Source organism: Pseudomonas sp. LFM046 (assembly GCF_000949385.2).
In the GTDB taxonomy this organism is placed as follows: domain Bacteria; phylum Pseudomonadota; class Gammaproteobacteria; order Pseudomonadales; family Pseudomonadaceae; genus Metapseudomonas.
The window spans coordinates 5,329,036-5,354,920 of sequence record NZ_JYKO02000001.1 but is presented as its reverse complement, the minus strand read 5'-3'; the positions used below and the strand labels follow the sequence as shown (position 1 = coordinate 5,354,920).

Below are 25,885 nucleotides of genomic sequence, written 5' to 3'. Positions count from 1 at the left end.
GGGCAGCTCGGGGTTCGAATGCGGCTAATGATATGCCAGGGCGGCCGTTGCGGGGCTTCCTGGCACGAGCGGTTGTGAACTGGATTCGCGCGGGGGCGAATCCCGGATTCCATGGCGGGGGCCTCAAGGCTCTGAAGCGCCCGTCCCAGACAGGTCCTCTTAGAGGAACAGCCCCGGGCGGGCCTGACCTTCGGGGAATTTGACGCCCACCTTGCGGACCTTGTTCCCTTCCATCAGGGCGACGGTCCAGGTCAGGCCGTTCCATTCCACCTGGTCGCCCACCACCGGTTCGCCGCCGATTTCGTGGGCGATGAAGCGGCCCAGGGGCTGTTGGCCGTCCTGCTCGCCCAGCTTGAGGCCATAGAGCGAGGCCACTGCCGAGAGCTGGGCATCGCCTTCCAGCACGAAGTCGCCGAAGAAACGCAGGTCCAGGCCGCGTTGTGGCGCCTGGCTGAACAGTTTGCCGAGGGCCGGCAGGTCATGTTCGTGGCCCACCACGCAGAGAATGTCGCCGGCCTCCAGGGTGGTACTGCCCGAAGGGTGCAGCAGTTCCTTGCCACGGAACAGCGCGGCGATGCGGGTGCCGTCGGGCATCTTCAGTTCGCGCAGGGCGGCGCCGATGCACCATTTCTCGGCGCCCAGGCGGTAGACGAACAACTCCCACTCGCTGGTGGGGTGTACCTCCAGGCCGGCGCGGGAAATGGGCGCGGGTTCCGGCGGTACCACCACCCGCAGCAGCTTTGCCGCCCAGGGCAGGCTGGTGCCCTGCAGGACCAGAGACACCAGCACGATGAAGAAGGCCACGTTGAAGAACAGTTGCGCGTTGGGCAGTCCGGCCATCAACGGGAACACAGCGAGAATGATCGGTACTGCGCCACGCAGGCCCACCCAGGCGATGAAGGCCTTCTCACGGCCGTGGAAGGCGCGGAACGGTGCCAGCCCGAGGAAGATCGACAGCGGCCGGGCGAGGACGATCATCCACAGCGCAAGGCCGAGGGCCGGCAGGATGATGGGGAAGAGTTCGTGGGGCGTCACCAGCAGCCCCAGCACCAGGAACATGCCGATCTGCGCCAGCCAGGTGAGGCCGTCGAGCATGTGCAGGATGCCGTGGCGCGAGCGGATCGGCCGGTTGCCCAGGTACAGGCCGAAGAGGTAAACGGCGAGGATGCCGCTGCCGTGCACGGCGTTGGTCAGGGCGAAAATCAGCAGGCCGCCGGCCACCACCAGCAGGGGGTAGAGGCCGTTGGCCAGGGTCAGGCGGTTGATCAGTTGCAGCATCAGCCAGCCACCGGCGAAGCCCAGGGCGGTGCCGACGCCGAACTGCTGGATGATGTGGACGACGAAAGTCCAGCTGAACCCGGTCTGGCCGGTGGCGAGCATCTCGATCAGGGTCACGGTGAGGAACACGGCCATCGGGTCGTTGCTGCCCGACTCGATTTCCAGGGTCGCGCTGACCCGCTCGTTGAGGCCGCGCCCGCCCAGCAGGCTGAACACCGCCGCGGCGTCGGTGGAACCGACGATGGCGCCGATCAGCAGGCCTTCCAGGGTACTCAGGTTGAACAGCCAGGCGGCGGCGACGCCGGTCAGTCCGGCAGTGACCAGTACCCCGATGGTGGCCAGGGACAGCGACGGCCAGAGCGCCACGCGGAAGGTGGCCGCGCGGGTTCGCATGCCGCCGTCGAGGAGGATGATGGCCAGCGCCAGGTTGCCCACCAGGTAGGCCTGGGAATAGTTGTTGAAGACGATGCCGCCGGGACCGTCGCTGCCGGCGAGCATGCCGACGACCAGGAATACGACGAGGATGGGGACGCCGAAGCGTGAACCGAAGGCGCTGACCAGAATGCTCATGCCTACCAGCACCGCGCCGATCAGGAACAGGCTATTGACGGTGGTGGCATCCACTGGTGGCTCCTTGCATGGGGGGGACGGTCAACGGGGCATGCAGGGGCGCACGCCGGGAAATTCTAACCTGACGATGGCAAGGCCCTGCAAGATTTCTACCAGGGCTGTTGCACGCGAAAGGGAGTGGTCTGACCGAGGGGGCGGGACGGGGTTCCATCCCGTGGTCGAAAGAGAGGCGGCCGGCGTGCGCAGCCGTGGTGCGTGAGCATAAAAAAGCCCCGCATGTGCGCGGGGCGTGAAGAACCCTCCGAAGGGGTCAGAACCAGCTGTCCTGCATGGCCAGGCAGGTGTCGTCGCGGGCATCCAGCAACGCCAGTTCATGGTGGCAGCCGGGCACTTCCCAGGTGAGGAAGTAGCGGGCCGCCTGCAGCTTGCCCTTGTAGAAGTCGGTGTCCGCCGACTTGCCCCGGGCCAGGCCTTCCTCGGCGCGGATGGCCTGTTCCAGCCAGCGCCAGCCGATCACCGCGTGGCCGAACACCTTCAGGTAGAGCGCCGAATTGGCCAGGGCCTGGTTGACCTGGCCCTGCATCAGGTCGCCCAGGAGACCCAGGGTGACGCTGGAGAGGTGGGTCATCAGCTGTTCCAGCGGCTGGCGCAGGGCGTGCAGGGATTCGTATTCGGCGGCGCGCTGGCAGCACTCGTTGATCAGGCGGGTCAGCTGCTTGAGGCCGGCGCCCTTGTTCTGCGCCAGCTTGCGACCCAGCAGGTCGAGGGACTGGATGCCGTGGGTGCCTTCGTGGATGGGGTTCAGGCGGTTGTCGCGGTAGTACTGCTCCACCGGGTATTCGCGGGTGTAGCCGTGGCCGCCGAGGATCTGGATCGCCAGTTCGTTGGCCTTCAGGCAGAACTCCGAAGGCCAGGACTTGACGATCGGGGTGAGCAGGTCCAGCAGTTCGTGGGCCTGCTGGCGCTCTTCTTCGGTGGCCAGGGTCTGGGTGTCGTCGAACAGGCGCGCAGCATACAGGCCGACGTCGAAGGCACCTTCCACATAGGCCTTCTGGGTCAGCAGCATGCGGCGCACGTCGGCGTGCTGGACGATGGACACCTGGGGCGAAGTCGGGTCCTTGCCGTCGGGCAGGCGGCCCTGCGGACGCTCGCGGGCGTACTCCAGGGAATAGAGGTAGCCGGCGTAGCCGAGCATCACCGCGCCCATGCCGACACCGATGCGCGCCTCGTTCATCATCTGGAACATGTAGGACAGGCCCGCGTGGGGCTTGCCTACCAGATAGCCGACACAGTCGCCGTTGTCGCCGAAGTTCAGTGCGGTGGAGGTGGTGCCGCGGTAGCCCATCTTGTGGAACAGGCCGGCCAGGATCACGTCGTTGCGTTTGCCGAGGGAGCCGTCGTCGTTGACCAGGAACTTCGGCACGATGAACAGCGAGATGCCCTTAACTCCGGGTGGGGCGTCCGGCAGCTTGGCCAGGACCATGTGCACGATGTTCTCCGACAGCGGGTGGTCGCCGCCGGAGATGAAAATCTTGTTGCCCCTGATGCGGTAAGTGCCGTCACCGGCCGGTTCGGCGCGGGTACGGATATCCGACAGGGACGAACCGGCATGGGGCTCGGTGAGGGCCATGGTGCCGAAGAAGCGGCCGTCGATCATCGGCTGGAGATAGCGCTGCTTCTGCTCTTCGCTGCCGAAACTCTCGATCAGGTTGGCCGCGCCCATGGTCAGGAACGGGTAGGCCGAGCTGCCGACGTTGGCCGCTTGGAAGTGGGCGAAGCAGGCCTGGGACAGCAGGGTGGGCAGCTGCATGCCGCCCTGTTCGAAGCTGCGGGTGGCATTGAGGAAGCCGGCTTCGAGGAAGGCGTCGACGGCGGGCTTCACTTCCGGGATCAGGGTGGCGGCGCCATCCACGTATTCCGGCTCGTGCTCGTCGCCCTTGCGGTTGTGCGGGGCGAAGAACTTCTCGGCGATGCTGCGGGCGGTGCCCAGGGCGGCGTCGAAGGTTTCGCGGTTGTGGTCGGCGAAACGCTCGCGCTGGGTCAGGGCTTCGGCGTCCAGCACTTCATAGAGCTCGAAGGCCAGATTGCGGGAACTGAGCAGGGTCTCGGACATGGTGGCTCTCCGGTAGGTTCAGTCGAGTGTAGGTCGGTGAATGAAGCCCGCCTAGCAACATCCATGAGCGTGATAAAAGGGGTGCAGCCCCGGTGGGCCACTGGCTGGTAGAATGCGCGCCTTGCGAGGACTCCCCATGAACTACCGTCACGCCTTTCACGCCGGCAACCACGCCGACGTGCTCAAACACTTCACCCTGGCCCGCCTGATCGCCCTGCTGTCGCGCAAGGAGGCGCCGTTCGCCTACCTCGACAGTCATGCCGGCGTCGGCCTCTACGACCTGCTGGGAGACCAGGCCAGTCGCACCGACGAGTGGCGCGAAGGCATCGGCCGCCTGTGGGACCTGCCGGATCTGCCGGCGCCCATGGCCGACTACCTGAAGGTGATCCGTGAGCTGAACCCGGACGGGAGCCTGCGCTACTACCCCGGCTCGCCGGAGGTGGCGCGGCGCCTGACCCGTCCCCAGGACCGCCTGCAACTGAACGAGAAGCACCCGGAAGATGGCTTGCTGTTGAAGGACAACATGGCTGGCGACCGCCGCGTGGCGGTGCATTTGGGCGAAGGCTGGCACCTGGCGCGGGCCCTGCTGCCGGTGGCGGAGAAGCGCGCGCTGATGCTGATCGACCCACCCTTCGAGAAGGCCGACGAGCTGGAACGCTGCGTCACGGCGCTGAAGGAAGCCATCGGTCGCATGCGCCAGACGGTGGTTGCCATTTGGTACCCGATCAAGGACCAGCGCCAGCTCAAGCGTTTCTACCAGGGCCTGCAGGCCAGCGGCGCGCCCAAGATGCTGCGTGTGGAATTGCGCGTGCACGCGGCCGACAACGCTGACTCTGGGCTGAACGGCTCCGGTCTGGCCATCGCCAACCCGCCGTGGGGCATCGAGGACGAGCTGCGCCAGACCCTGCCCTGGCTGGCCGAACGCCTGGCGCAGAGCCAGGGCGGCTGGCAGCTGGACTGGCTGATCGAAGAGTGATCAGCCGCGCCCTGGCCGCGGCTCGATGTAATAGCTCAGCTGCTGGCGCGGGCTGAGGTATTCCAGCACCTCCAGTGGCAGTTGCGATGGACGCAGGCTGCGGGCGATGGCCAGCCCGGGCTCCTGCTCCAGATCGAGGATCAGTGCTTCCTGCTTGGGCACGTTCGGGTCATGGAGAATCAGTGTCGGCCGCAGGGGCTGACTCGGGTTCATGCCCAGCACCAGGGCGAAGCGGTCGTCCTCCAGCTGCACCAGGCTCCCGGGCGGGTAGATTCCCATGGCGCGGATAAAGGCCTTCAACGCCACCTCGTCGAAGCGTTCCCGCTGCTGCTTGAACATCAGCGCCAGGGCCTCGTGAGGGCTGATCGCGTTGCGTGGGTCGAGCGGGTTGCAGAGGTTGTCGAACTGGTTGGCGATGGCCACCAGCTTGCTCAGCCGGCTGATGCCCGCCTCCCGCAGCCCACGGGGATAACCGCTCCCGTCACAGTGTTCGTGGTGCTCGTGGATGACCCGCAGGACCTCATCGTCGAGCATCAAGCGCTGTCCCATGCGCAGGCCGAAATCGGTGTGCAGTTGCAGGAACTGCTGCTCGGGTTTGGTCAGGGGTTCGGCCTTCAGCAACACCTTGCTCGGGACTTCCATCTTGCCGATGTCGTGCAGCAGCGCGCCGAGCCCCAGGCTGTGGCAGGCCTCGGCGTCAAGGCCGAGCTGGCGGCCCAGCAACAGGGACAGCACGGTGACGTTGAGGGCGTGGAAGTAGCTGTCTTCGGCAGCCTTGCCGGTGATGCTGTGCAGGACCGAGCCCGGTTCACCCAGCAGGGACTCCACCAGTTCGACGACGATGGCACCGGCCTGCTGCACGGCGTCTTCCGGGCGGCTGCGCAGGGTCTGGTTGAGTGTCTTGACCTGCTGGCTGGCCTGGAGGAATCGGCGATCCACATCCGCTACCCGCTGGCGCAGCTTGCGAAGCTTCTCGGCGCGGAGCTGGCGGGCGCGGGATTCGGGGTCTTCCACCACCGGCGCCGGGGCCGGCTTTTCGGGAGCGGCTAGCGGCAGGGGCTCGCAGTCGCTGCGGGCCGGGTCATAGCGCAGGCGTTCAAGGCCCAGGTCGCGCAGCGCGCGGATCTGTGCCTCGTCCTTGATCTTGAAGTTGCTGAAGGCAAAGTCATGTTCCCACCAGCCCAGTCCAGCTGGATATAGAGGCCGATGCAGAGCTGTTCGGGGCTGATGTAGCGGGCTTGGGGCGGCATACCGGGTCGTCAGGTGGCGATTGGCCACTGGAGTCTAACCCTAAGGCAGCCGCCCCGCCTGCCCCTCGTCAGGCGGGCAGGCAAACGCCGGTGCCACCCAGGCCGCAGTAGCCGCCGGGGTTTTTCGCCAGGTATTGCTGGTGGTAGGCCTCGGCATAGTAGAAGGCGGGGGCTTCGTTGATTTCGGTGGTGATGGCACCGAACCCGGCCTTTTCCAGCTCGGCCTGGAAGCGCTCCTGGCTGGCCCGGGCGGCTGCCAGTTGGGCGTCGTCGTAGCAGTAGATGGCCGAGCGGTACTGAGTGCCGACGTCGTTGCCCTGGCGCATCCCCTGGGTCGGGTTGTGGGCTTCCCAGAACACCCTCAGCAGCGCTTCGAAGCTGGTTTCGCGCGGGTCGAACACCACCAGCACCACCTCGGTGTGCCCGGTCAGGCCGGAACAGACTTCGTCATAGGTGGGGTTTGGCGTGAAGCCGCCGGCGTAACCCACGGCGGTGGTCCAGACCCCTGGCTGCTGCCAGAAACGCCGCTCGGCGCCCCAGAAACAGCCCAGGCCGAACTGGACCATCTGCAGGCCGGCGGGGAAGGGGCCCTTGAGCGGGCGGCCATTGACGTAGTGGCTGTCGGGCACCGGCATCGGCGTTTCGCGGCCGGGCAGGGCCTGGGCAGCGGCGGGCAGTTCCAGCTTGTGGGCAAGTATTTGCGAACGCAGGACCATCAACCTTCTCCTCGAGTCGTGAATACGGCGATGGTCGATGTTACCGCGTCTCAGACCCCTTTGCGGCAGGGATAGCGGCCGAGGTTTTCGAACAGGTGCTTGCCGGAAATCGGCTTGTCGAACAGGTAGCCCTGGCCGACGTCGCAATGCTGGCGGCGGAGAAAGCCCAGCTGGGCGGCGGTCTCGATGCCCTCGGCGACCACCTTGAGCTTGAGCTTGTGGGCCATGGCGATGACCGCGGAGGTGATTTCCTTGTCGTCCTGACTGTCGGGAATGTCCTTGATGAAGCTGCGATCGATCTTGATCACATCGATGGGGAATTTCTTCAGGTAGCTCAGGGAGGAATAGCCGGTACCGAAGTCATCCATGGCGAGGGTCAGGCCCAGGTCCTTCAAGTGGTTGAGCTGCTGCCGGGTGTCGTCGGTCGCTTCCAGCAACAGGCCTTCGGTGAGCTCCAACTCCAGTTGTGCCGGGGGCAGCTGTTCCTCGTCCAGGATGGTAGCGATGGAGCCGACCAGGTCGGGGTCGCTGAACTGCTTGGGCGACAGGTTGATCGCCACCTGCAGGTCTCCCAAACCGGCCGCGGTGAGGCGCCGGCTCATGCGGCAGGCTTCGCGGATCACCCACTTGCCGATGGGGATGATCATGCCGGTCTCTTCCGCCACGCTGATGAACTGCTCCGGGCTGATCATGCCCTTTTCCGGGTGGTGCCAGCGCAGCAGCGCTTCCATGCCCAGGAGCTGGCCGGACTTGAGGCAGAGCTTGGGCTGGTAGAAGACTTCCAGTTCGTTCTGCGCCAGGGCGCGGCGCAGGTTGTTCTCGACGAACAGCTTGTAGCTGGCCTCGGCGTTCAGGGCTTCGGTGAACAGTTGCAGCTGGTGCTTGCCGTTGGCCTTGGCCTTATGCAGGGCGAGGCCTGCGTGCTTCATCAGGGTCTGCGGGTCACGCCCGTGCAGGGGCGCGCAAGCGAGGCCGAGGGAGCCGGTGACACTGATCAGCTGGTTGTCGACGAACAGCGGCTTGTCGAGGGTTTGCAGGACATGGGCGGCGATGCGCTGGCCGCTCTCCAGGTCGGCACCGTCCAGCAGCACGGCGAATTCGTTGCTGGCGAAACGCGCCAGGATGCCGCTGGGCGCGAGGCTGTTGCGCAGACGCCGGGACAGGTTCACCAGCAGCTTGTCGCCGGTCTGGTGGCCGAGGCTGTCGTTGATCCGTTTGAAGTTGTCGATGTCCACCAGCAATAGGCAGAGCGGGGTGTCGCGGTCGCTGTGGAAGCGTTCTTCGAGGGTGCGGATGAAGTAGGGTCGGTTGCCGAGGCCGGTGAGGTTGTCGGTGTAGGCCAGCTTCTCGATTCGTTGTTGGGCCAGCTTGCTTTGGGTGACGTCTTCGTAAATGCCGATGTAGTGGGTGAGTTCGCCGTCCTCGCCGAATACCTTGGAGATGGATAGCTGCCCCCAGTAAGGCTCCAGGTTCTTTCGTCGACTTCGGAACTCCCCCTGCCAGCTGTTGCAGGCGGCCAGCCCCGAATGGGTGTCGAAGAGCAGATCGCTGAGGTTTTCCAGGGCCGGAAGGTCCGACAATCGACGGCCGTGGACCTCGTCGGCGCTGTACTGGGTGATGGCGGTGAAACTCGGGTTGACGTATTCCACCAGGCCGTCGCGGTCCACCAGCAGAAAGGCGCTGGCGCTCTGCTCGACGGCGCGCTGGAACAGGTGCAGGGCGCTGGTGGCGTGGCGTTTCTGCTGGTTCACCAGGACCTGGGCGAACTGGTCGGCCAGTTCGCCGGCGAAGGCGATTTCATCGGTCTGCCAGACCCGTGGCGTGTCGGTGTGTTCCAGGCAGAGCACACCCACCACTTCACCGCCGATGCGAATGCTGGCGTCGAGCATCGCCGTGATGCCCTCGGGCTTGAGGTAGCCCCGGGTCATTTCACTGGTGCGGGGGTCGCTGTGTGCATTGTGAGCGTCGATGGCTCGGCCGCTGTGCAGGGCTTCGAGGTAGCGCGGGAACTGGGCCATGTCCATCGAGCGCGGATGCTCGTGGTGGTCCTGATCGCGCCGGAACAGGCTGACCGCCACCAGGTGGGTGCCTTGGAGCATCCAGATGCCGGTGCGGGCCACGTCGTAGGCTTCGCAGGCGGCCTGGGTGATGAGTTCTGCCGCTTCCTCTGCCGGATTGCTGGAGGTGTAGCGGTGGCGCGCCAGGCGGACGATCAGGCTTTGCTGGGCGCGGGAGCGGATCAGGTGCTGCAGGTGGTCTTCCTGGGAGCGCTGGTACAGCTCCAGGGAGGTGCGCAATCGGGTGTTCTGAGCCTCGAGGTCGAGGTTTTTCAGCCGTTCCTTGTGGTCCGAAGCGTCGCCCGCTGCCATCAGGTAACCCCGCAGCAGTTGGCGACCATGCTGCTGGAACGGTTCGCCCATTTCCTGGATGCGCAGCGGGCCGAGCGGCGTATGCAGCGTGTACTGGATGGAATAGTGCGGATGCTCGGCCAGATGCAGTTGCACCTCATCGTGCAGCCGGTAGCGGCTTTCCGGTTCCATCAGGCTGGCGTAGGGGGAGTCGATCAGGGCGCAGAGCTCGCTGGCCGGGAGGCCGAGCTTGTGCTCGCAGGCTGAATCGAGGAAAAGCATCGCCCAGCTGGCTTCGTTGAGCCGCTCGAAACGCAGAAGGCCCAGCCGCGAGGGGACAGGCAGTTGCGTCACTATCTCGGCCACCGTACGACTGGCGGCATCGGGATGGCTCTTCATCGGGCGCTGGGCTTCCACTTTTCTGACCGGAAGAGGAACCGGCCTACATCATCAAAGCATCGAGCAAGGGTGCATCATGATGATGGCACAGGCAAGCGCACTGCGTGGGGCATTTCACAAGCGGGCGAAGTCTCGGCTCCAGTGACCCCGCGAAGTGGTGGGCGACGGGCCGGTATCCGGATAGGGCCATGACGCACGGCGACAGACCCACTTTCTGCTTCAGGCAGAGGGGCAGGGGGAGACCCGGAACGCTATAAACAGGCAAAAAAAACCCCGCCTCAGGGGGGCGGGGTTGAGGTACGAGCGTGGCGTGCTCGTGAATAGCAAGTGTTACAGCAGCATGGTGCGGATATCCGCCAGCAGGTCGCTGAGGCGCTTGGTGAAGCGCGCGGCAGCGGCGCCGTTGATCACGCGGTGATCGTAGGACAGCGACAGCGGCAGCATCAGGCGCGGCTGGAAGGCTTTGCCGTCCCATACCGGCTGCATGGTGGCCTTGGACACACCCAGGATCGCCACCTCAGGCGCGTTGACGATCGGCGTGAAGCCGGTACCGCCAATGTGGCCGAGGCTGGAGATGGTGAAGCAGGCGCCTTGCATCTGGTCGGCGGACAGCTTCTTGGTGCGCGCCTTCTCCGCCAGCTCGGCGGCCTCGGCGGCCAGTTGCAGCAGGCTCTTCTGGTCCACGTCACGGATGACCGGCACCAGCAGGCCGTCCGGGGTGTCCACGGCGAAGCCGATGTGCACGTACTTCTTGCGGATCAGCGCCTTGCCGCTGGGGGCCAGGGAGCTGTTGAAGTCCGGCAGTTCCTTGAGCAGGTAGGCGCAGGCCTTGAGCAGCAGCGGGAGCACGGTCAGCTTGACGCCGGCCTTTTCCGCCACGGCCTTCTGGGCCACGCGGAAGGCTTCCAGTTCAGTGATGTCGGCCGAATCGAACTGGGTCACGTGCGGGACGTTGAGCCAGCTGCGATGCAGGTTGGCGGCGCCGACCTGCATCAGGCGGGTCATGGCCACTTCTTCGATTTCACCAAACTTGCTGAAGTCCACGGCCGGGATCGGCGGGATACCGGCGCCGCCGGTTGCGCCAGCGGCGGCTGCTGCCGGGGCTTCCTTGGCCTTCTGCATCATGGTCTTGACGTAGGCCTGCACGTCTTCCTTCAGCACACGGCCGTGCGGGCCGGTGGCCGGTACGAACGCCAGGTCGACACCGAACTCTCGGGCCAGCTGGCGAACCGCCGGACCTGCGTGGACCTTGGCACCGCTGGAGCGGGCCGGTACGCCGGTGGTGTTCGCAGCCGCTGCGGCCAGGGAGGCGATGGCGGTGACTTCAGCCGCGGCGACCGGGTGGGCGCCGTCCGGCACGCGGTGTACGGATTGCTCCGCTGCGGCCGGAGCCGGAGCGGCAGCCGGGGCGGCGCCCGCGACCTTGAGCTTGAGGATCAGGTCACCGGTGCCGACTTCGGCATCCAGTTTGACCTCGACGCTCTCCACCACGCCAGCGGCGGGGGAGGGGATCTCCATGCTGGCCTTGTCGGATTCCAGGGTGATCAGCGACTGCTCGGCTGCGACGGTGTCGCCGGCCTTGACCAGTACTTCGATGACCTTGGCCTTGCCGGCCGAGCCGATATCCGGAACCTTGACGTCCTGCACCGAGGCAGCTGCCGCAGGAGCAGGCGCCGCAGCCGGAGCGGGGGCAGGTGCCGGGGCGGCAGCAGGGGCGGCGGCCTGGGCCGGAGCCGGGGCAGCCGGAGCGGCGCCTGCAACGCGCAGCTTGAGGATCAGGTCGCCAGTACCGACGTCGGCATCCAGCTTGACCTCGACGCTCTCCACCACGCCAGCGGCGGGGGAGGGGATCTCCATGCTGGCCTTGTCGGATTCCAGGGTGATCAGCGACTGCTCGGCTGCGACGGTGTCGCCGGCCTTGACCAGTACTTCGATGACCTTGGCGGTACCAGCCGAACCGATGTCCGGCACGAAGATCTCCTGCACGCTGGAGCTGGCGGCCGCGGGGGCGGCAGCCGGCGCCGGGGCGGCGGGCTTCTCTTCGGCCTTGGGTGCGGGAGCGGCGGCGGGAGCGGGGGCCGCAGCGGCGGCACCCTCGACTTCCAGCTCCAGCAGCTCATCGCCTTCCTTCAGGCGATCACCCAGCTTGACCTTCAGGCTCTTGATCACACCGGCCTTGGGCGCGGGGATCTCCATGCTGGCCTTGTCGGACTCCAGGGTCAGCAGGCTCTGATCAGCTTCGATGCGGTCGCCAACCTTGACGAACAGCTCGATCACTTCACCTTCGCCGCTGCCGATATCGGGTACGCGAATCAATTCACTCACAATGCGTCTCCTCAGCAGTCCAGCGGGTTGCGCTTTTCAGGGTCGATGCCGAACTTGGCGATGGCCTCGGCCACGACCTTGGGTTCGATCTCACCGCGATCGGCCAGGGCTTCCAGGGTCGCCAGGACCACCCAGTAACGGTCCACTTCGAAGAAGTGGCGCAGTTTCTTGCGGGAGTCGCTGCGGCCGAAGCCGTCGGTGCCGAGGACCTTGTATTCCTTGCTCGGTACCCACTGGCGGATCTGGTCAGCGAACAGCTTCATGTAGTCGGTGGAAGCCACGACCGGGCCCTTGCGGCCGGCCAGGCACTGCTCGACGTAGGTCTGCTGCGGCTTCTGCTCCGGGTGCAGGCGGTTGTGACGCTCGACGGCCAGGCCGTTGCGACGCAGTTCGTTGAAGCTGGTGACGCTCCAGACGTCGGCGCCGACGTTGAACTCATCGCGGAGGATCTTCGCCGCTTCGCGGACTTCGCGCAGGATGGTGCCCGAACCCAGCAGCTGCACGTGGTGTGCGGCTTCCTTCTTGTCCTCCTCCAGGAGGTACATGCCCTTGATGATGCCTTCCTCGGCGCCTGCCGGCAGCGCGGGCTGCTGGTAGGCCTCGTTCATCACGGTGATGTAATAGAAGATGTTCTGCTGTTCTTCGGTCATCTGGCGGATGCCTTCACGCACGATCACCGCCAGCTCGTAGCCGTAGGTGGGGTCGTAGGTGCGGCAGTTCGGGATGGTGGCAGCCATGATGTGGCTGTGGCCGTCCTCGTGCTGCAGGCCTTCGCCGTTCAGGGTGGTACGGCCGGAGGTGCCGCCGATCAGGAAGCCGCGGGCACGGCTGTCGCCGGCCGCCCAGGCCAGGTCGCCGATACGCTGGAAGCCGAACATCGAATAGAAGATGTAGAACGGCAGCATCGGCTGGTTGTGGTTGCTGTAGGAGGTCCCGGCCGCGATGAACGAGGACATGGCGCCTGCCTCGTTGATGCCTTCTTCGAGGATCTGGCCCTTCTTGTCCTCGCGGTAGAACATCACCTGGTCCTTGTCGACGGGCTCGTAGAGCTGGCCGACGGAGGAGTAGATGCCCAGCTGGCGGAACATGCCTTCCATACCGAAGGTACGGGCTTCGTCCGGGATGATGGGGACGATGCGCTGGCCGAGTTCCTTGTCCTTGACCAACTGCGCCAGGATGCGCACGAAGGCCATGGTGGTGGAGATCTCGCGATCACCTGAACCGTCGAGGATGGCCTTGAGGGTCTCCAGCGGCGGTGTGGGGATGCTGAAACTGTTCACGCGGCGCTGGGGCACGTAGCCACCCAGGGCGGCGCGACGCTCGTGCAGGTACTTGTACTCGGCGCTGCCTTCCTGGGGACGGAAGAACGGCAGCTTTTCCAGGTCGGCGTCGTTGACCGGGATGTCGAAGCGGTCGCGGAACTGCTTCAGGCTCTCCACGTCCACCTTCTTGGTGTTGTGGGCGGTGTTCTGCGCTTCGCCCGCACCGGTGCCGTAGCCCTTGATGGTCTTGGCCAGGATGACGGTGGGCTGGCCCTTGTGGTTCACGGCCTGGTGGTAGGCCGCATAGACCTTGTAGGGGTCGTGGCCTCCGCGGTTGAGCTTCCAGATCTCGTCGTCGGAAAGGTCCTTGACCATTTCCTTGAGTTCTGGGGAGTTGAAGAAGTTCTCGCGGACGTAGGCGCCGTCTTTCGCCTTGTAGTTCTGGTATTCACCGTCGACCGCTTCGTCCATGCGACGCTGCAGGGCGCCATTGGTGTCCTTGGCGAACAGCGGGTCCCAGAAGCGGCCCCAGACCACCTTGTTGACGTTCCACTGGGCGCCGCGGAAGACGCCTTCCAGTTCCTGGATGATCTTGCCGTTGCCGCGAACCGGGCCGTCGAGGCGCTGCAGGTTGCAGTTGATGACGAAGATCAGGTTGTCCAGCTTCTCGCGGCCTGCCAGGGAGATGGCGCCGAGGGATTCGGGCTCGTCGCACTCGCCGTCACCCATGAAGCACCAGACCTTCTGCTTGCCGGCGGGGATGAAGCCGCGGCTTTCCAGGTACTTCATGAAGCGGGCCTGGTAGATCGCCTGGATCGGGCCGAGGCCCATGGAAACGGTGGGGAACTGCCAGAAGTCCGGCATCAGCCAGGGGTGCGGGTAGGAGGACAGGCCCTTGCCGTCCACTTCCTGGCGGAAGTTGATCATCTGCTCTTCGCTGATGCGGCCTTCCATGAACGCGCGGGCATAGATGCCGGGGGAGGCGTGGCCCTGGTAGAAGATCAGGTCGCCGCCATGCTCGTCAGTGGGAGCCTGGAAGAAATAGTTGAAGCCGATGTCGTAGAGAGTGGCCGAGGAGGCGAAGCTGGAGATGTGGCCGCCCAGATCCGGGTCGTTCAGGTTGGTACGCATCACCATCGCCAGGGCGTTCCAGCGCACCATGGAACGAATGCGGCGTTCCATGAACAGGTCGCCAGGCATGCGGGCCTCGTGGGAGACCGGGATGCTGTTGCGGTACGGGGTGGTGATGGCGTACGGGAGTTGGGTGCCGCTGCGGGTGGCCAGCTCGCCCATGCGGGTCAGCAGGTAGTGCGCGCGGTCTTCGCCTTCTTTGTCGAGTACGGACTCCAGGGAATCCAGCCATTCCTGGGTTTCGACGGGATCGAGGTCTTGCATGGCTTGCTCCAGGGCGGAAAGGCTTCCAGAATCGGATGCCAGTGGTCACGGCCGGCCTTGTGGGGCGGTCGCGGCGAAATTCTTGTTACCGGGGGTAGAGCCGGGCTCGTGTAGTTTTACTACAAATCGACGAAGGTTTCAGCCCTCTGGATACAATCTTTCGTAGTAAAACTACAGACTGCGCGGCGCAGTCGGCTGAAAGCCCCGAGTTAGAGCTATTCCGCCACCGCTGCGCCAGCTGCGGGACCCAGCCTCGGCCCGCAGCCCACAAAGGATAGACCATGAGCCTGCCGTCGCTGGCCGCCCTGCCGGCCAACCTCCAGCCCAGCGCCGATCGGGCGTTGACCGCTTTCCGCTCCGCGCTCGCCGAACAGGCCCAGGACTTCGCCGGTTGGCCCGACGAACGGCAGCAGGCCTTTATTCGCGTGGCTGCGGCCAGCGATTTCGTCGCCGAGCAGGCCCAGCGCGACTCTGAAATGTTGCTGGCGTTGGCCGCTTCCGGCGAGCTGGAGCGGAGCCTGGCGCCCGGCGAGTTGCGTGCCCAGGTCGCGGACGTGCTCGAAGGTTGCACTGAAGAAGACGATCTCGGCCGGCGCCTGCGCCGTTACCGCAATCGACAGCAGCTGCGGATTATCTGGCGCGACCTGACCCGCCAGGCCGACCTGGCGGAAACCTGCCGCGACCTGTCCGATCTGGCCGATGCCTGCATCGACGTTCCCTACCACTGGCTCTACAGCCGCCATTGCGCCCAGTTCGGCACGCCCATCGGCCGCCGATCCGGCCAACCGCAGCACCTGGTGGTGCTGGGGATGGGCAAGCTGGGCGCCTTTGAGCTGAACCTGTCGTCGGACATCGACCTGATCTTCGGCTACCCGGAGGGGGGCGAGACCGAAGGCACCAAGCGCGCCCTCGACAACCAGGAGTTCTTCACCCGTCTCGGCCAGCGGCTGATCAAGGCCCTGGATGCCATCACCGTGGACGGTTTCGTCTTCCGCGTGGACATGCGCCTGCGCCCCTACGGTTCTTCCGGTCCGCTGGTGTTCAGCTTCAATGCCCTGGAGCAGTACTACCAGGACCAGGGCCGTGACTGGGAGCGCTACGCCATGATCAAGGCGCGCGTGGTGGGTGGCGACCAGGCCGCCGGCGCCCAGTTGCTGCAGATGCTGCGTCCCTTCGTCTATCGCCGTTACCTGGATTTTTCCGCCATCGAGGCGCTGCGCTCGATGAAGCAGCTGATCCAGCAGGAAGTGCGGCGCAAAGGCATGACCGAGAACGTCAAGCTTGGCTCCGGCGGCATCCGCGAAGTGGAGTTCATCGCCCAGGCCTTCCAGCTCATCCACGGCGGACGCGACCTCAGCCTGCAGCAGCGACCGCTGCTCGGCGTGCTGGGCACCCTGGAAGGCCAGGGTTATCTGCCGCCTCCGGTGGTGGCGGAACTGAAGGAAGGCTACGAATTCCTCCGTTACACCGAGCATGCGTTGCAGGCCATCGCCGACCGCCAGACCCAGATGCTGCCGGACGGTGACCTGGACCGTGCCCGCGTGGCCTTCATCATGGGCTTCGACGACTGGGATTCTTTCCACGAGCGCCTGATGCACTGGCGCGGTCGGGTGGAGTGGCACTTCCAGCAAGTGATTGCCGATCCGGATGAAGAAGAGGGCGGCAAGGGTGATAGCTGCATCGGCGGCGAATGGCTGCCGCTCTGGGAAGAGGCGCTGGACGAGGAAAGCGCCTGCCGCCAGCTGGCCGAGACCGGTTTTGTCGAGCCCGCCGCGGCCTGGCGCCGTCTCACCGACCTGCGCAACGGTCCGCAGGTGCGCGCCATGCAGCGCCTCGGCCGTGAGCGCCTGGATGCATTCATTCCGCGCCTGTTGAACATGACCGTGGAGCACGCCAACCCCGACCTGGTGCTGGAGCGGGTGCTGCCCATGGTGGAGAAGGTGGCTCGGCGCTCGGCCTACCTGGTGCTGCTGAGCGAGAACCCCGGGGCCCTGCAACGGCTTGTCGAACTCTGTGCCGCCAGCCCCTGGATCGCCGAGCAGATCACCCGCTTCCCCCTGCTGCTGGACGAGCTGCTAAACGAAGGTCGCCTCTATCGCCCGCCGCTGGCCCCCGAGTTGGCCGCCGAGTTGCGCGAGCGCCTGACCCGTATCCCCGAGGATGACCTGGAACAGCAGATGGAGGCGCTGCGCCACTTCAAGCTGGCCCACAGCCTGCGGGTGGCGGCTTCGGAAATCGCGGGCACCCTGCCGCTGATGAAGGTCAGCGACTACCTCACCTGGCTGGCCGAGGCGATCCTCGATCAGGTACTGGCGCTGTCCTGGCGCCAGACCGTGGCCAAGTACGGCACGCCGAAGCGCGCTGATGGCAGTCTCTGCGATCCGGACTTCATCATCGTCGGCTACGGCAAGGTGGGCGGCCTGGAATTCGGCCATGGATCGGACCTGGACCTGGTGTTCATCCACGACGGCGATCCCCAGGCCGAAACCGATGGCGTCAAACCCATCGACGGAGCCCAGTTCTTCACCCGCCTGGGCCAGCGCATCATTCACCTGCTGACCACCCAGACCACCTCCGGCGCGCTCTACGAGGTGGATATGCGGCTGCGTCCCTCGGGCGCGGCGGGGTTGTTGGTCAGCTCGCTCGGCGCCTTCCAGCGCTACCAGGAAAACGAAGCCTGGACCTGGGAACACCAGGCGCTGGTGCGGGCGAGGGTTCTGGTGGGCTCCCCGCGTGTGGCTGCGGCCTTCGAGCATGTGCGCCTGGCTGTGCTGGGTCGCGAGCGCGACCTGGACAAGCTGCGCGCAGAAGTGAGTGAGATGCGCGCGAAGATGCGCGACAACCTCGGCACCAAGGAAACCGCCGCCGGCACTGCGTCGAATGCCTTCGAAGCCGCGTCCGCCTTCGATCTGAAGCAGGATGCCGGCGGTATCGTCGATATCGAATTTATGGTGCAATATGCCGCCCTGGCCTGGTCGCGACAGCACCCTGAACTGGTGCGTTACACCGATAACATCCGCATTCTGGATGGCCTGGAGCAGGCAAACCTGCTGTCCGGCGACGAAGTCCGCCTGCTGCAGGAGGCCTACAAAGCCTATCGTTCAGCGGCCCACCGCCAGGCCTTGCAGAAGCAGCCCGGGGTAGTGGGGGGGGACCAGTTCCACGCGGAGCGCCAAGGTGTGAAGCGTATCTGGCACGAGTTGGGCTTGAACTGACCCGGCTGGCTGAACCAATCGAATTCTTGAGGAGTTGGCAATATGTCGATGGCCGATCGTGATGGCGTGATCTGGTATGACGGCGAACTGGTGCCGTGGCGCGAAGCGAACACCCACGTCCTGACGCACACCCTGCACTACGGCATGGGCGTGTTCGAAGGCGTGCGCGCCTACAACACCCCGGACGGCACCGCCATCTTCCGCCTGCAGGCCCACACCGATCGCCTGTTCGACTCCGCTCACATCTTCAACATGCAGATCCCCTTCACCAAGGAGGAGATCAACGAAGCCCAGCGCGCCGCGGTGCGTGAGAACGGCCTGGAAAGCGCCTACCTGCGTCCGATGGTGTTCTTCGGTAGCGAAGGCATGGGCCTGCGCGCGTCCGGCCTGAAAGTCCATGTGATCGTCGCCGCCTGGCACTGGGGCGCCTACATGGGCGACGAAGCACTGGAGACCGGCATCAAGGTGCGCACCAGCTCCTTCACTCGCCACCACGTCAACATCTCCATGACCCGCGCCAAGGCCAACGGCAACTACATCAACTCGATGCTGGCCCTGCAGGAAGCCATCTCCGGCGGCGCCGACGAGGCCATGCTGCTGGATCCGGAAGGCTACGTGGCCGAGGGTTCGGGCGAGAACATCTTCCTGGTCAAGGACGGCGTGGTGTACACCCCGGAAGTGACCTCCTGCCTCAACGGCATCACCCGCAACACCGTCCTGACCCTGGCCGGCGAGCTGGGTATCAAGGTCGTGGAGAAGCGCATCACCCGTGACGAGGTGTACATCGCCGACGAGGCCTTCTTCACCGGCACCGCTGCCGAAGTCACCCCCATCCGCGAAGTGGACGGCCGCAAGATCGGCCTCGGCCGTCGCGGTCCGGTGACCGAGAAGCTGCAACAGGCCTACTTCGACCTGGTGACCGGCAAGACCTCTGCTCACGCCGAGTGGCGAGCCCTGGTCAAATAAACCGACAGAGCTGCACGCGGCAAGCCGCAAGCTGCAAGTGGTACCCACCGCTTGGAGCTTGCGGCTTGTCGCTTGAGGCTTGAAGCTGCCCTTATGAAGATTCTGATCGTAGGACCCTCCTGGGTCGGCGACATGGTGATGGCCCAGACACTCTTCCAGTGCCTGAAGGCCCGCCATCCCGACTGCGAGATCGACGTGCTGGCGCCCGAATGGAGCCGGCCCATCCTCGAGCGCATGCCGGAAGTGCGCCAGGCCCTGAGCTTCCCCATCGGCCACGGCGTGCTGGACATCGCCACCCGGCGCAAGATCGGCAAGTCCCTGGTGGGCCGGTACGACCAGGCGATCCTCCTGCCCAACTCCCTGAAGTCGGCGCTGGTACCCTGGTTCGCGGACATTCCTCGGCGCACGGGCTGGAAGGGCGAGATGCGCTACGGCCTGCTGAACGACATCCGCACCCTCGACAAAGAGCGCTACCCGCTGATGATCGAGCGCTTTATGGCGCTCGCCTTCGAGCCCAATGCCGAGTTGCCCAAGCCTTACCCGCGCCCGTCGCTGCGGATCGATCCGGCCAGTCGCGACGCCGCCCTGGCCAAGTTCGGCCTGGGGTTGGATCGCCCGGTGTTGGCCCTTTGCCCGGGCGCCGAGTTCGGTGAAGCCAAGCGCTGGCCTGCCGAACACTACGCCAAGGTGGCCGAGCTGAAGATCCGTGCCGGCTGGCAGGTCTGGTTGTTCGGCTCGAAGAACGACCATCCCGGCGGTGAAGACATCCGCATGCGCCTGATTCCCGGCCTGCGGGAAGAGGCGGTGAACCTGGCCGGCGAGACCAGCCTGGCGGAAGCCATCGACCTGCTGTCCTGCGCCAGCGCCGTGGTCTCCAATGACTCCGGGCTGATGCACGTGGCTGCCGCTCTGGCGCGCCCGCTGGTGGCGGTCTACGGCTCCACCTCGCCGCAGTTCACTCCGCCGCTGGCGGAGCAGGTGGAGATCGTGCGTCTCGGCCTGGAGTGCAGCCCCTGCTTCGAACGCACCTGCCGCTTCGGCCATTACAACTGCCTGCGCGAGCTCAAACCGCGTCCGGTGATCGAAGCCCTGGACCGCCTGGTGCCGGACCCGCTCGAACTGGTGGAGATTCGCTGAGTGCGGGTACTGCTGATCAAGACTTCTTCCCTCGGCGATGTCATTCACACCCTGCCGGCCCTGACCGATGCCGCGCGAGCCATCCCCGGTATCCAGTTTGACTGGGTGGTCGAGGAAGGCTTCGCCGAGATTCCCGCTTGGCATCCGGCGGTGACCCAGGTCATTCCGGTGGCCATCCGCCGCTGGCGCAAGAACCTCTGGCAGACCCTGAAGAGCGGCGAATGGCGCCGCTTCAAGCGTCGCCTCAAGGAAAACCGCTACGACCTGGTGATCGACGCCCAGGGCCTGGTGAAGAGCGCCCTGCTGACTCGCTACGCCAAGGCGCCCGTGGCCGGTCTCGACCGCGATTCCGCCCGGGAACCGCTGGCCAGCCGCTTTTATGACCGCCGCTACCCGGTGGCCTGGGGGCAGCACGCCGTTGAGCGGGTGCGCCAGTTGTTCGCCCAGGCCCTGGACTACCGCGTACCCGAGGGCGTGGGCAATTACGGGCTGAACCGCGCCCAGCTGGCCGACAGCCAGGGTGGTGCGCCCTACCTGCTGTTCCTCCACGGCACCACCTGGGACACCAAGCACTGGCCGGAAAAATATTGGCGCGAGCTCGCTGAGCGAGCCTGCGACCACGGCTGGCATGTCCGCCTGCCCTGGGGCAATCCGGCGGAGAAGGCCAGGGCCGAGCGCATCGCCGAAGGCTTGGAAAATGCCGCGGTGCTCCCCAAGTTATCCCTGGCAGGCATGGCCAAGGTGGTGGCTGGCGCCCGTGCCTGCGTGGCGGTGGATACCGGCCTCGGCCATCTGGCCGCCGCGCTGGACGTGCCCACGTTGTCCCTCTACGGCCCGACGAACCCTGGCTTCACCGGTGCTTATGGGCGAGCGCAGATCCACCTGGGCAGCGACTTTTCCTGCGCGCCCTGCCTGAAGAAGTCCTGCGCCTACAAGCCGACGGCGGAGGATCGCCGCCTGTTCGATCTGGAGCGCGAACAGCCGCTATGTTTCACCCGGCTGAATCCGCAGCGTGTGGCGACCCAGCTGGAAGCCCTGCTGCTGACCGAGGACATCCACTGATGCAACTGGCATTCGTGCTCTACAAGTACTTTCCCTTCGGCGGGCTGCAGCGCGATTTCATGCGAATCGCTTTGGAGTGCCAGCGCCGAGGGCACGCCATTCGCGTCTACACCATGATCTGGGAAGGCGACATCCCGGAAGGTTTTGAAGTGCTGATCGCGCCGGTCAAGGCGCTGTTCAACCACAAGCGCAACGAGAAATTCACCGCCTGGGTCGAAGCTGACCTGGCGCGTCGCCCGGTGGACCGGGTGATCGGCTTCAACAAGATGCCGGGGCTGGACGTTTACTACGCCGCCGATCCCTGCTTCGAAGACAAGGCGCAGACCCTGCGCAACGGCCTCTATCGCCGCTGGGGCCGCTACAAGCATTTCTCCGACTACGAGCGCGCGGTGTTCGCCCCCGAGTCTGCAACCTCGGTGCTGATGATCTCCGAGGTGCAGCAGCCGCTCTTCGTCAAGCACTACGCCACCCCGGCCGCGCGCTTTCACTTGCTGCCGCCGGGTATCGCCGCCGATCGCCGCGCCCCGGCCAACGCCGCCGAGATCCGCGCCGACTTCCGTCGCGAGTTCAAGCTGGCTGATGACGAGCTGCTGCTGGTGCAGATCGGCTCCGGCTTCAAGACCAAGGGCCTGGACCGCAGCCTCAAGGCCGTGGCCGCGCTGCCCCGGGAGCTGAAGAAGCGTACCCGACTGATCGTCATCGGCCAGGACGATCCCAAGCCCTTCCTGCTGCAGATGAAGGCCCTGGGCATCTCCGACCAGGTGGACATTCTCAAGGGGCGCAGCGATATCCCGCGCTTCCTGCTGGGCGCCGACCTGCTGATCCACCCGGCCTATAACGAGAACACCGGCACCGTGCTCCTGGAAGCACTGGTGGCGGGCCTGCCGGTGCTGGTCACCGACGTCTGCGGCTACGCCCACTACATCGCTGAGGCCGACAGCGGTCGCGTGCTGCCCAGCCCCTTCGAGCAGGATGCGCTGAATCAGATGCTCGCCGAGATGCTCGCCGACCCGACAGCCCGCGCGCGCTGGAGCAGCAATGGCCTGACCTTTGCCGACAGCGCTGACCTCTACAGCATGCCGCAGCACGCGGCGGACGTGATCCTCGCGGAGCGCCCATGAAACTGGTGCTGAAAGAACCGTTCGAACGCCTTTGGTCCGGGCGCGATGCCTTCACTGAGGTGGAAGCATTGGAGGGGCAGGTCTATCGCGAGCTGGAGGGGCGCCGCACCCTGCGCACCGAAGTGGATGGGCGAGGTTATTTCGTGAAGATCCACCGCGGCATCGGCTGGGGTGAGATCGCCAAGAATCTGGTGACCGCCAAGGCGCCGGTGCTGGGCGCCGGCCAGGAGTGGACGGCCATCCAGCGCCTGCACCAGGTGGGCGTGCCCACCATGACCGCCGTGGCTTTCGGCGAGCGTGGCAGCAACCCGGCGCGTCAGCATTCCTTTATCGTCACCGAAGAGCTGGCGCCTACCGTCAGCCTCGAGGACTTCTGTGTCGACTGGCCGCGCAATCCGCCGCCGACGCGCCTGAAGTGGGCGCTGATCGAGGAGGTGGCGCAAATGACCGGCAACATGCACCGGGCCGGCGTCAACCACCGTGACTGCTACATCTGCCACTTCCTGCTGCACACCGCGCGGCCGGTGACGGCCGATGACTTCAAGCTGTCGCTGATCGACCTGCATCGGGCGCAGACTCGCCAGCACACCCCAAGGCGCTGGCGCGACAAGGACCTGGCCGGGCTCTACTTCTCCGCGCTGAACATCGGTCTGACTCGACGCGACAAGCTGCGTTTCCTCAAGGCCTATTTCCGTAAGCCGCTCCGCCAGGTGCTGCGGGACGAGGCGCGCCTGTTGGCGTGGCTTGAGCAGAAGGCCGCGCGCCTGCTCTCGCGCTACGAGCGCAAGTACGCCGGGGGAGGAGAGGTTTGAGCCAATGGAAACTGGCCGAGGGGCTGGAAGCGGATGTCGCCGCGCTGTTCGGCGATCTCGACAAGGTCTTCGCCCTGGAAGGTGACTGGATCACCGGCGATCCGCTCTCCGAAGTGCTGCGCGTGGAACACCGCGGGGTGCGCTACTACGTCAAGCGTTACTGGGCGGCGGGCAAGGGCCTGCGACGCTGGCTCGGCCGGCCGCGAGTCAAGGCCGAGTGGCAGAACCTCAAACACTTCACCAAGTGGGGCATTCCCACTGCGCCCGTGGTGGGCTGGGGGCAGGAACGCCGGGCCGGCGCTTTCCACCGTGGCGCGCTGATCACCCGAGAACTCGAGGGCACGGTCGACCTGGCGGAAATGGCCAGGCAGGGCGATCCGCGCCTGGCTGATCCCCGCTGGGTCGATCACGTCAGCCGGCAGCTGGCGAAGGCTACCCGGCAGTTGCACCAGCACAGCTTTGCCCACAACGACCTGAAGTGGCGCAACCTGCTGGTAGACGAGGCAGGCGGGCTGTTTCTGATCGACTGCCCCACCGGCACCTTCTGGTGGGGCCCCTTCCTCCGCTATCGGGTCATCAAGGACCTGGCTTGCCTGGACAAGGTCGCCAAGTACCACCTCAGCCGCAGCCAGCGCCTGCGGTTCTACCTGCAATATCAGGAACGCCCGCGCCTGAGCGCCAGTGACAAGAGCCAGGTGCGGCGGATCCTCAAGTTTTTCGAGGGACGCGAATGAGTGACTTCATCGCGATGGCGGATCGCGAGATCCTCGCCCGCCACGGACTGGACAGTTTCGACTCGCTCTGGGACCTGCGCCTGGACGCTGTGGATGAGCCCAATACCGGCCGGGGCGGGTGGAGCAGCGTGTTCCGCCTGGACCTGGGGGATGCTGCCTACTACCTCAAGCGGCAGAGCAATTTCCTCAGCCGCAGCCTGCGGCGCCCTTTCGGCGAGCCCACCTTCGCCCGCGAATTTCGCAATATCCGGCGCTACCAGGAATTGGGAGTGCCTGCCTTGCAGGCGGCCTTCTTCGGTACCCGTGAGATCGCCGACGAGCGCCGCGCCATTCTGGTATCCCGTGCCCTGGATGGCTGGCGTGAGCTGGCCGCCTGGCTGGAGCTCTGGTCCAGCATGCTCGTCGAGCAGCGTTCGGCCGTCATCGCAGCGGTCGCCGGCTTGGCTCGCCGGTTGCACGGCGCCGGTCAGGTGCATGGCTGCTTCTATCCCAAGCATGTCTTCCTGCGGGAGACCCAGGCTGGTTTCGACACCTGCCTGATCGACCTGGAAAAGACGCGGCCCTTGCTGTTGGGCTGCCGCGACCGGGTCAAGGACCTGGAAACCCTGGTCCGTCGTGCCGACGCCTGGGGCGACGCCGAAGTTCGCGAGCTACTGGCCTGCTACCTGGAGCTTCCCGCCGACTCGGGCGAGGTGAATGGCTGGCTGGCGCGTCTCGCCAGCCGTCGACGCAACAAGGAGCGCAGTCAATGACCCTGGCGGAACTGGCTCGCGCGGGGCGGACCCCGCAGCTGCCCATTGCCCTGGACATCGCCGGCGGCCTGGAGCTGCAGAGCCTGCTGCGGGTGCTGCCCGGTCAGCGCTACGTGGGCGTGGCGCTCTGGCAGGGCCGCAAGGTGCTGGCCAAGGTTCTGGTGGGCGGCAAGGCCGAGCGCCATTTCCAGCGGGAGCTGGCCGGCGCCCGTGCGCTTCACGAACAGGGCATCGATTCCCCGACGCTCCTGGCCCAAGGCCAGTTGGCAGGGCAGGGCGGTTGGCTGCTGTTCGAGTACCTGGATGGCGCCGAAAGTCTCTGGGACGCCTGGCGCCAGGTGGAGCGCGAAGCCCCCTTGTCTGACGCCCAGCAGACTGTGCTGGGCGAAGCCCTGGCGGCGATTGCTCGCCTGCATCTGGCTGGCCTGGTCCAGGACGACTTGCACCTGGACAACCTGCTGCGCCATCGCGCCACGCTGAACGTCATCGACGGTGGTGGCATCCGCGCGGAATGCCCCGGCTCGCCGCTGCCGCGGGACAAGGCCCTGGCCAACCTGGCGGTATTCTTCGCCCAGCTGCCGGCGGAGCTCGCCCCTTTCCTTGAAGAGCTGCTGGTGCAGTACCTGTTGGTGAATGGCGAGCATGCCCTGCCGCTGGAAGCCCTGGAAAAGGAGATCGCCCGGGTGCGGAAGTGGCGCCTTGGCGACTACATGAAGAAAATCGCGCGCGATTGCACCCTGTTCAGCGTGGTTCGTGGCGCATTCGGCTTGCGGGCGGTGCGCCGTGAGGCCGAGGCGGGGCTGGAGAAGCTACTGGACGCGCCGGATACCGCGCTGGAGCAGGGGCGTTACCTGAAGCAAGGCGCCACTGCCACGGTGGCCGAGGTTGTTCATGAAGGTCGGCGGCTGCTGATCAAGCGCTACAACATCAAGGGCCTGGTGCACTGGCTGAGTCGCTTCTGGCGTCCCAGCCGAGCCTGGCACAGCTGGCGCGAAGGCAATCGCCTGGAGTTCCTCGGTATCGCCACACCCCACCCCCTTGCCGTTCTGGAACGACGCTTCCTCTGGCTGCGCGGACGTGCGTACCTGATTACCGAATATCTTTCCGGGCAAGATATAATCGCCCGTTTTCAACCCTATCTGGACGACCCGGACGGGGCTGGAGTTCCACCCGAAGCCGAGCTGCAGGCCCTTGATCAATTGTTTGCCGCGCTGATCCGCGAGCGTATCAGCCATGGCGACTTCAAGGGCTACAACCTGTTCTGGCAGGACGGCCGCTGGACCCTGATCGACCTCGACGCCGTTTGCCAGCATCACAGCCAACGCAGTTTCGCGCGGGCCTATGCCCGCGATCGTGCACGCTTCCTGAGGAACTGGCCGGCCGAGTCGGCGCTGTACCAGCTCCTGGATCAACGTTTACCGCAGGTGCCGGGCACCTGCTCTGAAAGAGGCTAA

At 65.6% G+C, this 25,885-nt stretch carries 17 protein-coding genes; 10 read left to right on the top strand and 7 right to left on the bottom strand.

Annotated elements, in window-relative coordinates; all coding sequences use genetic code 11:
• Nucleotides 1–159: 159 nt before the first annotated feature.
• The gene (locus TQ98_RS24610) at nt 160–1,902 is read right to left on the bottom strand and encodes a potassium/proton antiporter (protein ID WP_044870849.1); all 1,743 of its coding nucleotides are present in this window, start codon (nt 1,900–1,902) and stop codon (nt 160–162) included.
• 256 nt (nt 1,903–2,158) lie between these two features.
• Nucleotides 2,159–3,961, bottom strand: a complete 1,803-nt coding sequence (locus TQ98_RS24605) for an acyl-CoA dehydrogenase (RefSeq protein ID WP_044870850.1) — start codon at nt 3,959–3,961, stop codon at nt 2,159–2,161.
• Nucleotides 3,962–4,097: 136 nt separating this feature from the next.
• Between TQ98_RS24605 and rlmJ the strand changes: the two genes are divergently transcribed.
• Entirely contained in the window at nt 4,098–4,937 is an 840-nt protein-coding gene (gene rlmJ, locus TQ98_RS24600) for a 23S rRNA (adenine(2030)-N(6))-methyltransferase RlmJ (RefSeq protein WP_044870851.1), read from the top strand.
• Here rlmJ and TQ98_RS24595 read toward each other — a convergent pair whose 3' ends face one another.
• The 5 genes from TQ98_RS24595 to aceE all read right to left on the bottom strand — a co-directional run bounded on the left by TQ98_RS24595 (nt 4,938) and on the right by aceE (nt 14,632).
• Entirely contained in the window at nt 4,938–6,215 is a 1,278-nt protein-coding gene (locus TQ98_RS24595) for an HD-GYP domain-containing protein (RefSeq protein WP_242443176.1), read from the bottom strand.
• Nucleotides 6,216–6,255: 40 nt separating this feature from the next.
• Nucleotides 6,256–6,903, bottom strand: a complete 648-nt coding sequence (gene msrA, locus TQ98_RS24590) for a peptide-methionine (S)-S-oxide reductase MsrA (RefSeq protein WP_044870852.1) — start codon at nt 6,901–6,903, stop codon at nt 6,256–6,258.
• Between the two features lie 50 nt (nt 6,904–6,953).
• Entirely contained in the window at nt 6,954–9,650 is a 2,697-nt protein-coding gene (locus TQ98_RS24585) for an EAL domain-containing protein (RefSeq protein ID WP_044870853.1), read from the bottom strand.
• A gap of 330 nt (nt 9,651–9,980) precedes the next feature.
• Nucleotides 9,981–11,975, bottom strand: a complete 1,995-nt coding sequence (gene aceF / locus TQ98_RS24580) for a dihydrolipoyllysine-residue acetyltransferase (protein ID WP_044870854.1) — start codon at nt 11,973–11,975, stop codon at nt 9,981–9,983.
• Between the two features lie 11 nt (nt 11,976–11,986).
• Nucleotides 11,987–14,632 (bottom strand): pyruvate dehydrogenase (acetyl-transferring), homodimeric type, encoded by a 2,646-nt coding sequence (gene aceE / locus TQ98_RS24575; RefSeq protein ID WP_103103082.1) that lies wholly within the window; start codon nt 14,630–14,632, stop codon nt 11,987–11,989.
• 281 nt (nt 14,633–14,913) lie between these two features.
• Here aceE and glnE point away from each other — a divergent pair, with 281 nt between their 5' ends.
• The 9 genes from glnE to TQ98_RS24530 all read left to right on the top strand — a co-directional run bounded on the left by glnE (nt 14,914) and on the right by TQ98_RS24530 (nt 25,885).
• Nucleotides 14,914–17,847, top strand: a complete 2,934-nt coding sequence (gene glnE / locus TQ98_RS24570; RefSeq protein WP_044870709.1) for a bifunctional [glutamate--ammonia ligase]-adenylyl-L-tyrosine phosphorylase/[glutamate--ammonia-ligase] adenylyltransferase — start codon at nt 14,914–14,916, stop codon at nt 17,845–17,847.
• A gap of 42 nt (nt 17,848–17,889) precedes the next feature.
• On the top strand, nt 17,890–18,813 hold the full coding sequence (locus TQ98_RS24565) for a branched-chain amino acid transaminase (RefSeq protein ID WP_044870710.1): 924 nt from the start codon (nt 17,890–17,892) through the stop codon (nt 18,811–18,813).
• A gap of 93 nt (nt 18,814–18,906) precedes the next feature.
• The gene (waaF, locus tag TQ98_RS24560; RefSeq protein WP_044870711.1) at nt 18,907–19,950 is read left to right on the top strand and encodes a lipopolysaccharide heptosyltransferase II; all 1,044 of its coding nucleotides are present in this window, start codon (nt 18,907–18,909) and stop codon (nt 19,948–19,950) included.
• Nucleotides 19,951–21,012, top strand: a complete 1,062-nt coding sequence (waaC, locus tag TQ98_RS24555; protein ID WP_044870712.1) for a lipopolysaccharide heptosyltransferase I — start codon at nt 19,951–19,953, stop codon at nt 21,010–21,012.
• Nucleotides 21,012–22,133, top strand: coding sequence for a glycosyltransferase family 4 protein (locus tag TQ98_RS24550; RefSeq protein ID WP_044870713.1), 1,122 nt, complete (start codon nt 21,012–21,014; stop codon nt 22,131–22,133). Before waaC ends, TQ98_RS24550 begins: the two co-directional genes overlap by 1 nt.
• Nucleotides 22,130–22,945 (top strand): lipopolysaccharide core heptose(I) kinase RfaP, encoded by an 816-nt coding sequence (gene rfaP, locus TQ98_RS24545; RefSeq protein ID WP_044870714.1) that lies wholly within the window; start codon nt 22,130–22,132, stop codon nt 22,943–22,945. The genes TQ98_RS24550 and rfaP overlap by 4 nt, the downstream gene beginning before the upstream one ends.
• The gene (locus TQ98_RS24540) at nt 22,942–23,679 is read left to right on the top strand and encodes a lipopolysaccharide kinase InaA family protein (RefSeq protein WP_044870715.1); all 738 of its coding nucleotides are present in this window, start codon (nt 22,942–22,944) and stop codon (nt 23,677–23,679) included. Before rfaP ends, TQ98_RS24540 begins: the two co-directional genes overlap by 4 nt.
• Complete coding sequence (locus TQ98_RS24535; protein WP_044870716.1) at nt 23,676–24,431, top strand: lipopolysaccharide kinase InaA family protein; 756 nt, start codon at nt 23,676–23,678, stop codon at nt 24,429–24,431. Before TQ98_RS24540 ends, TQ98_RS24535 begins: the two co-directional genes overlap by 4 nt.
• A complete protein-coding gene (locus tag TQ98_RS24530; protein WP_044870717.1) occupies nt 24,428–25,885 on the top strand; it encodes a lipopolysaccharide kinase InaA family protein in 1,458 nt (485 codons plus the stop codon). The genes TQ98_RS24535 and TQ98_RS24530 overlap by 4 nt, the downstream gene beginning before the upstream one ends.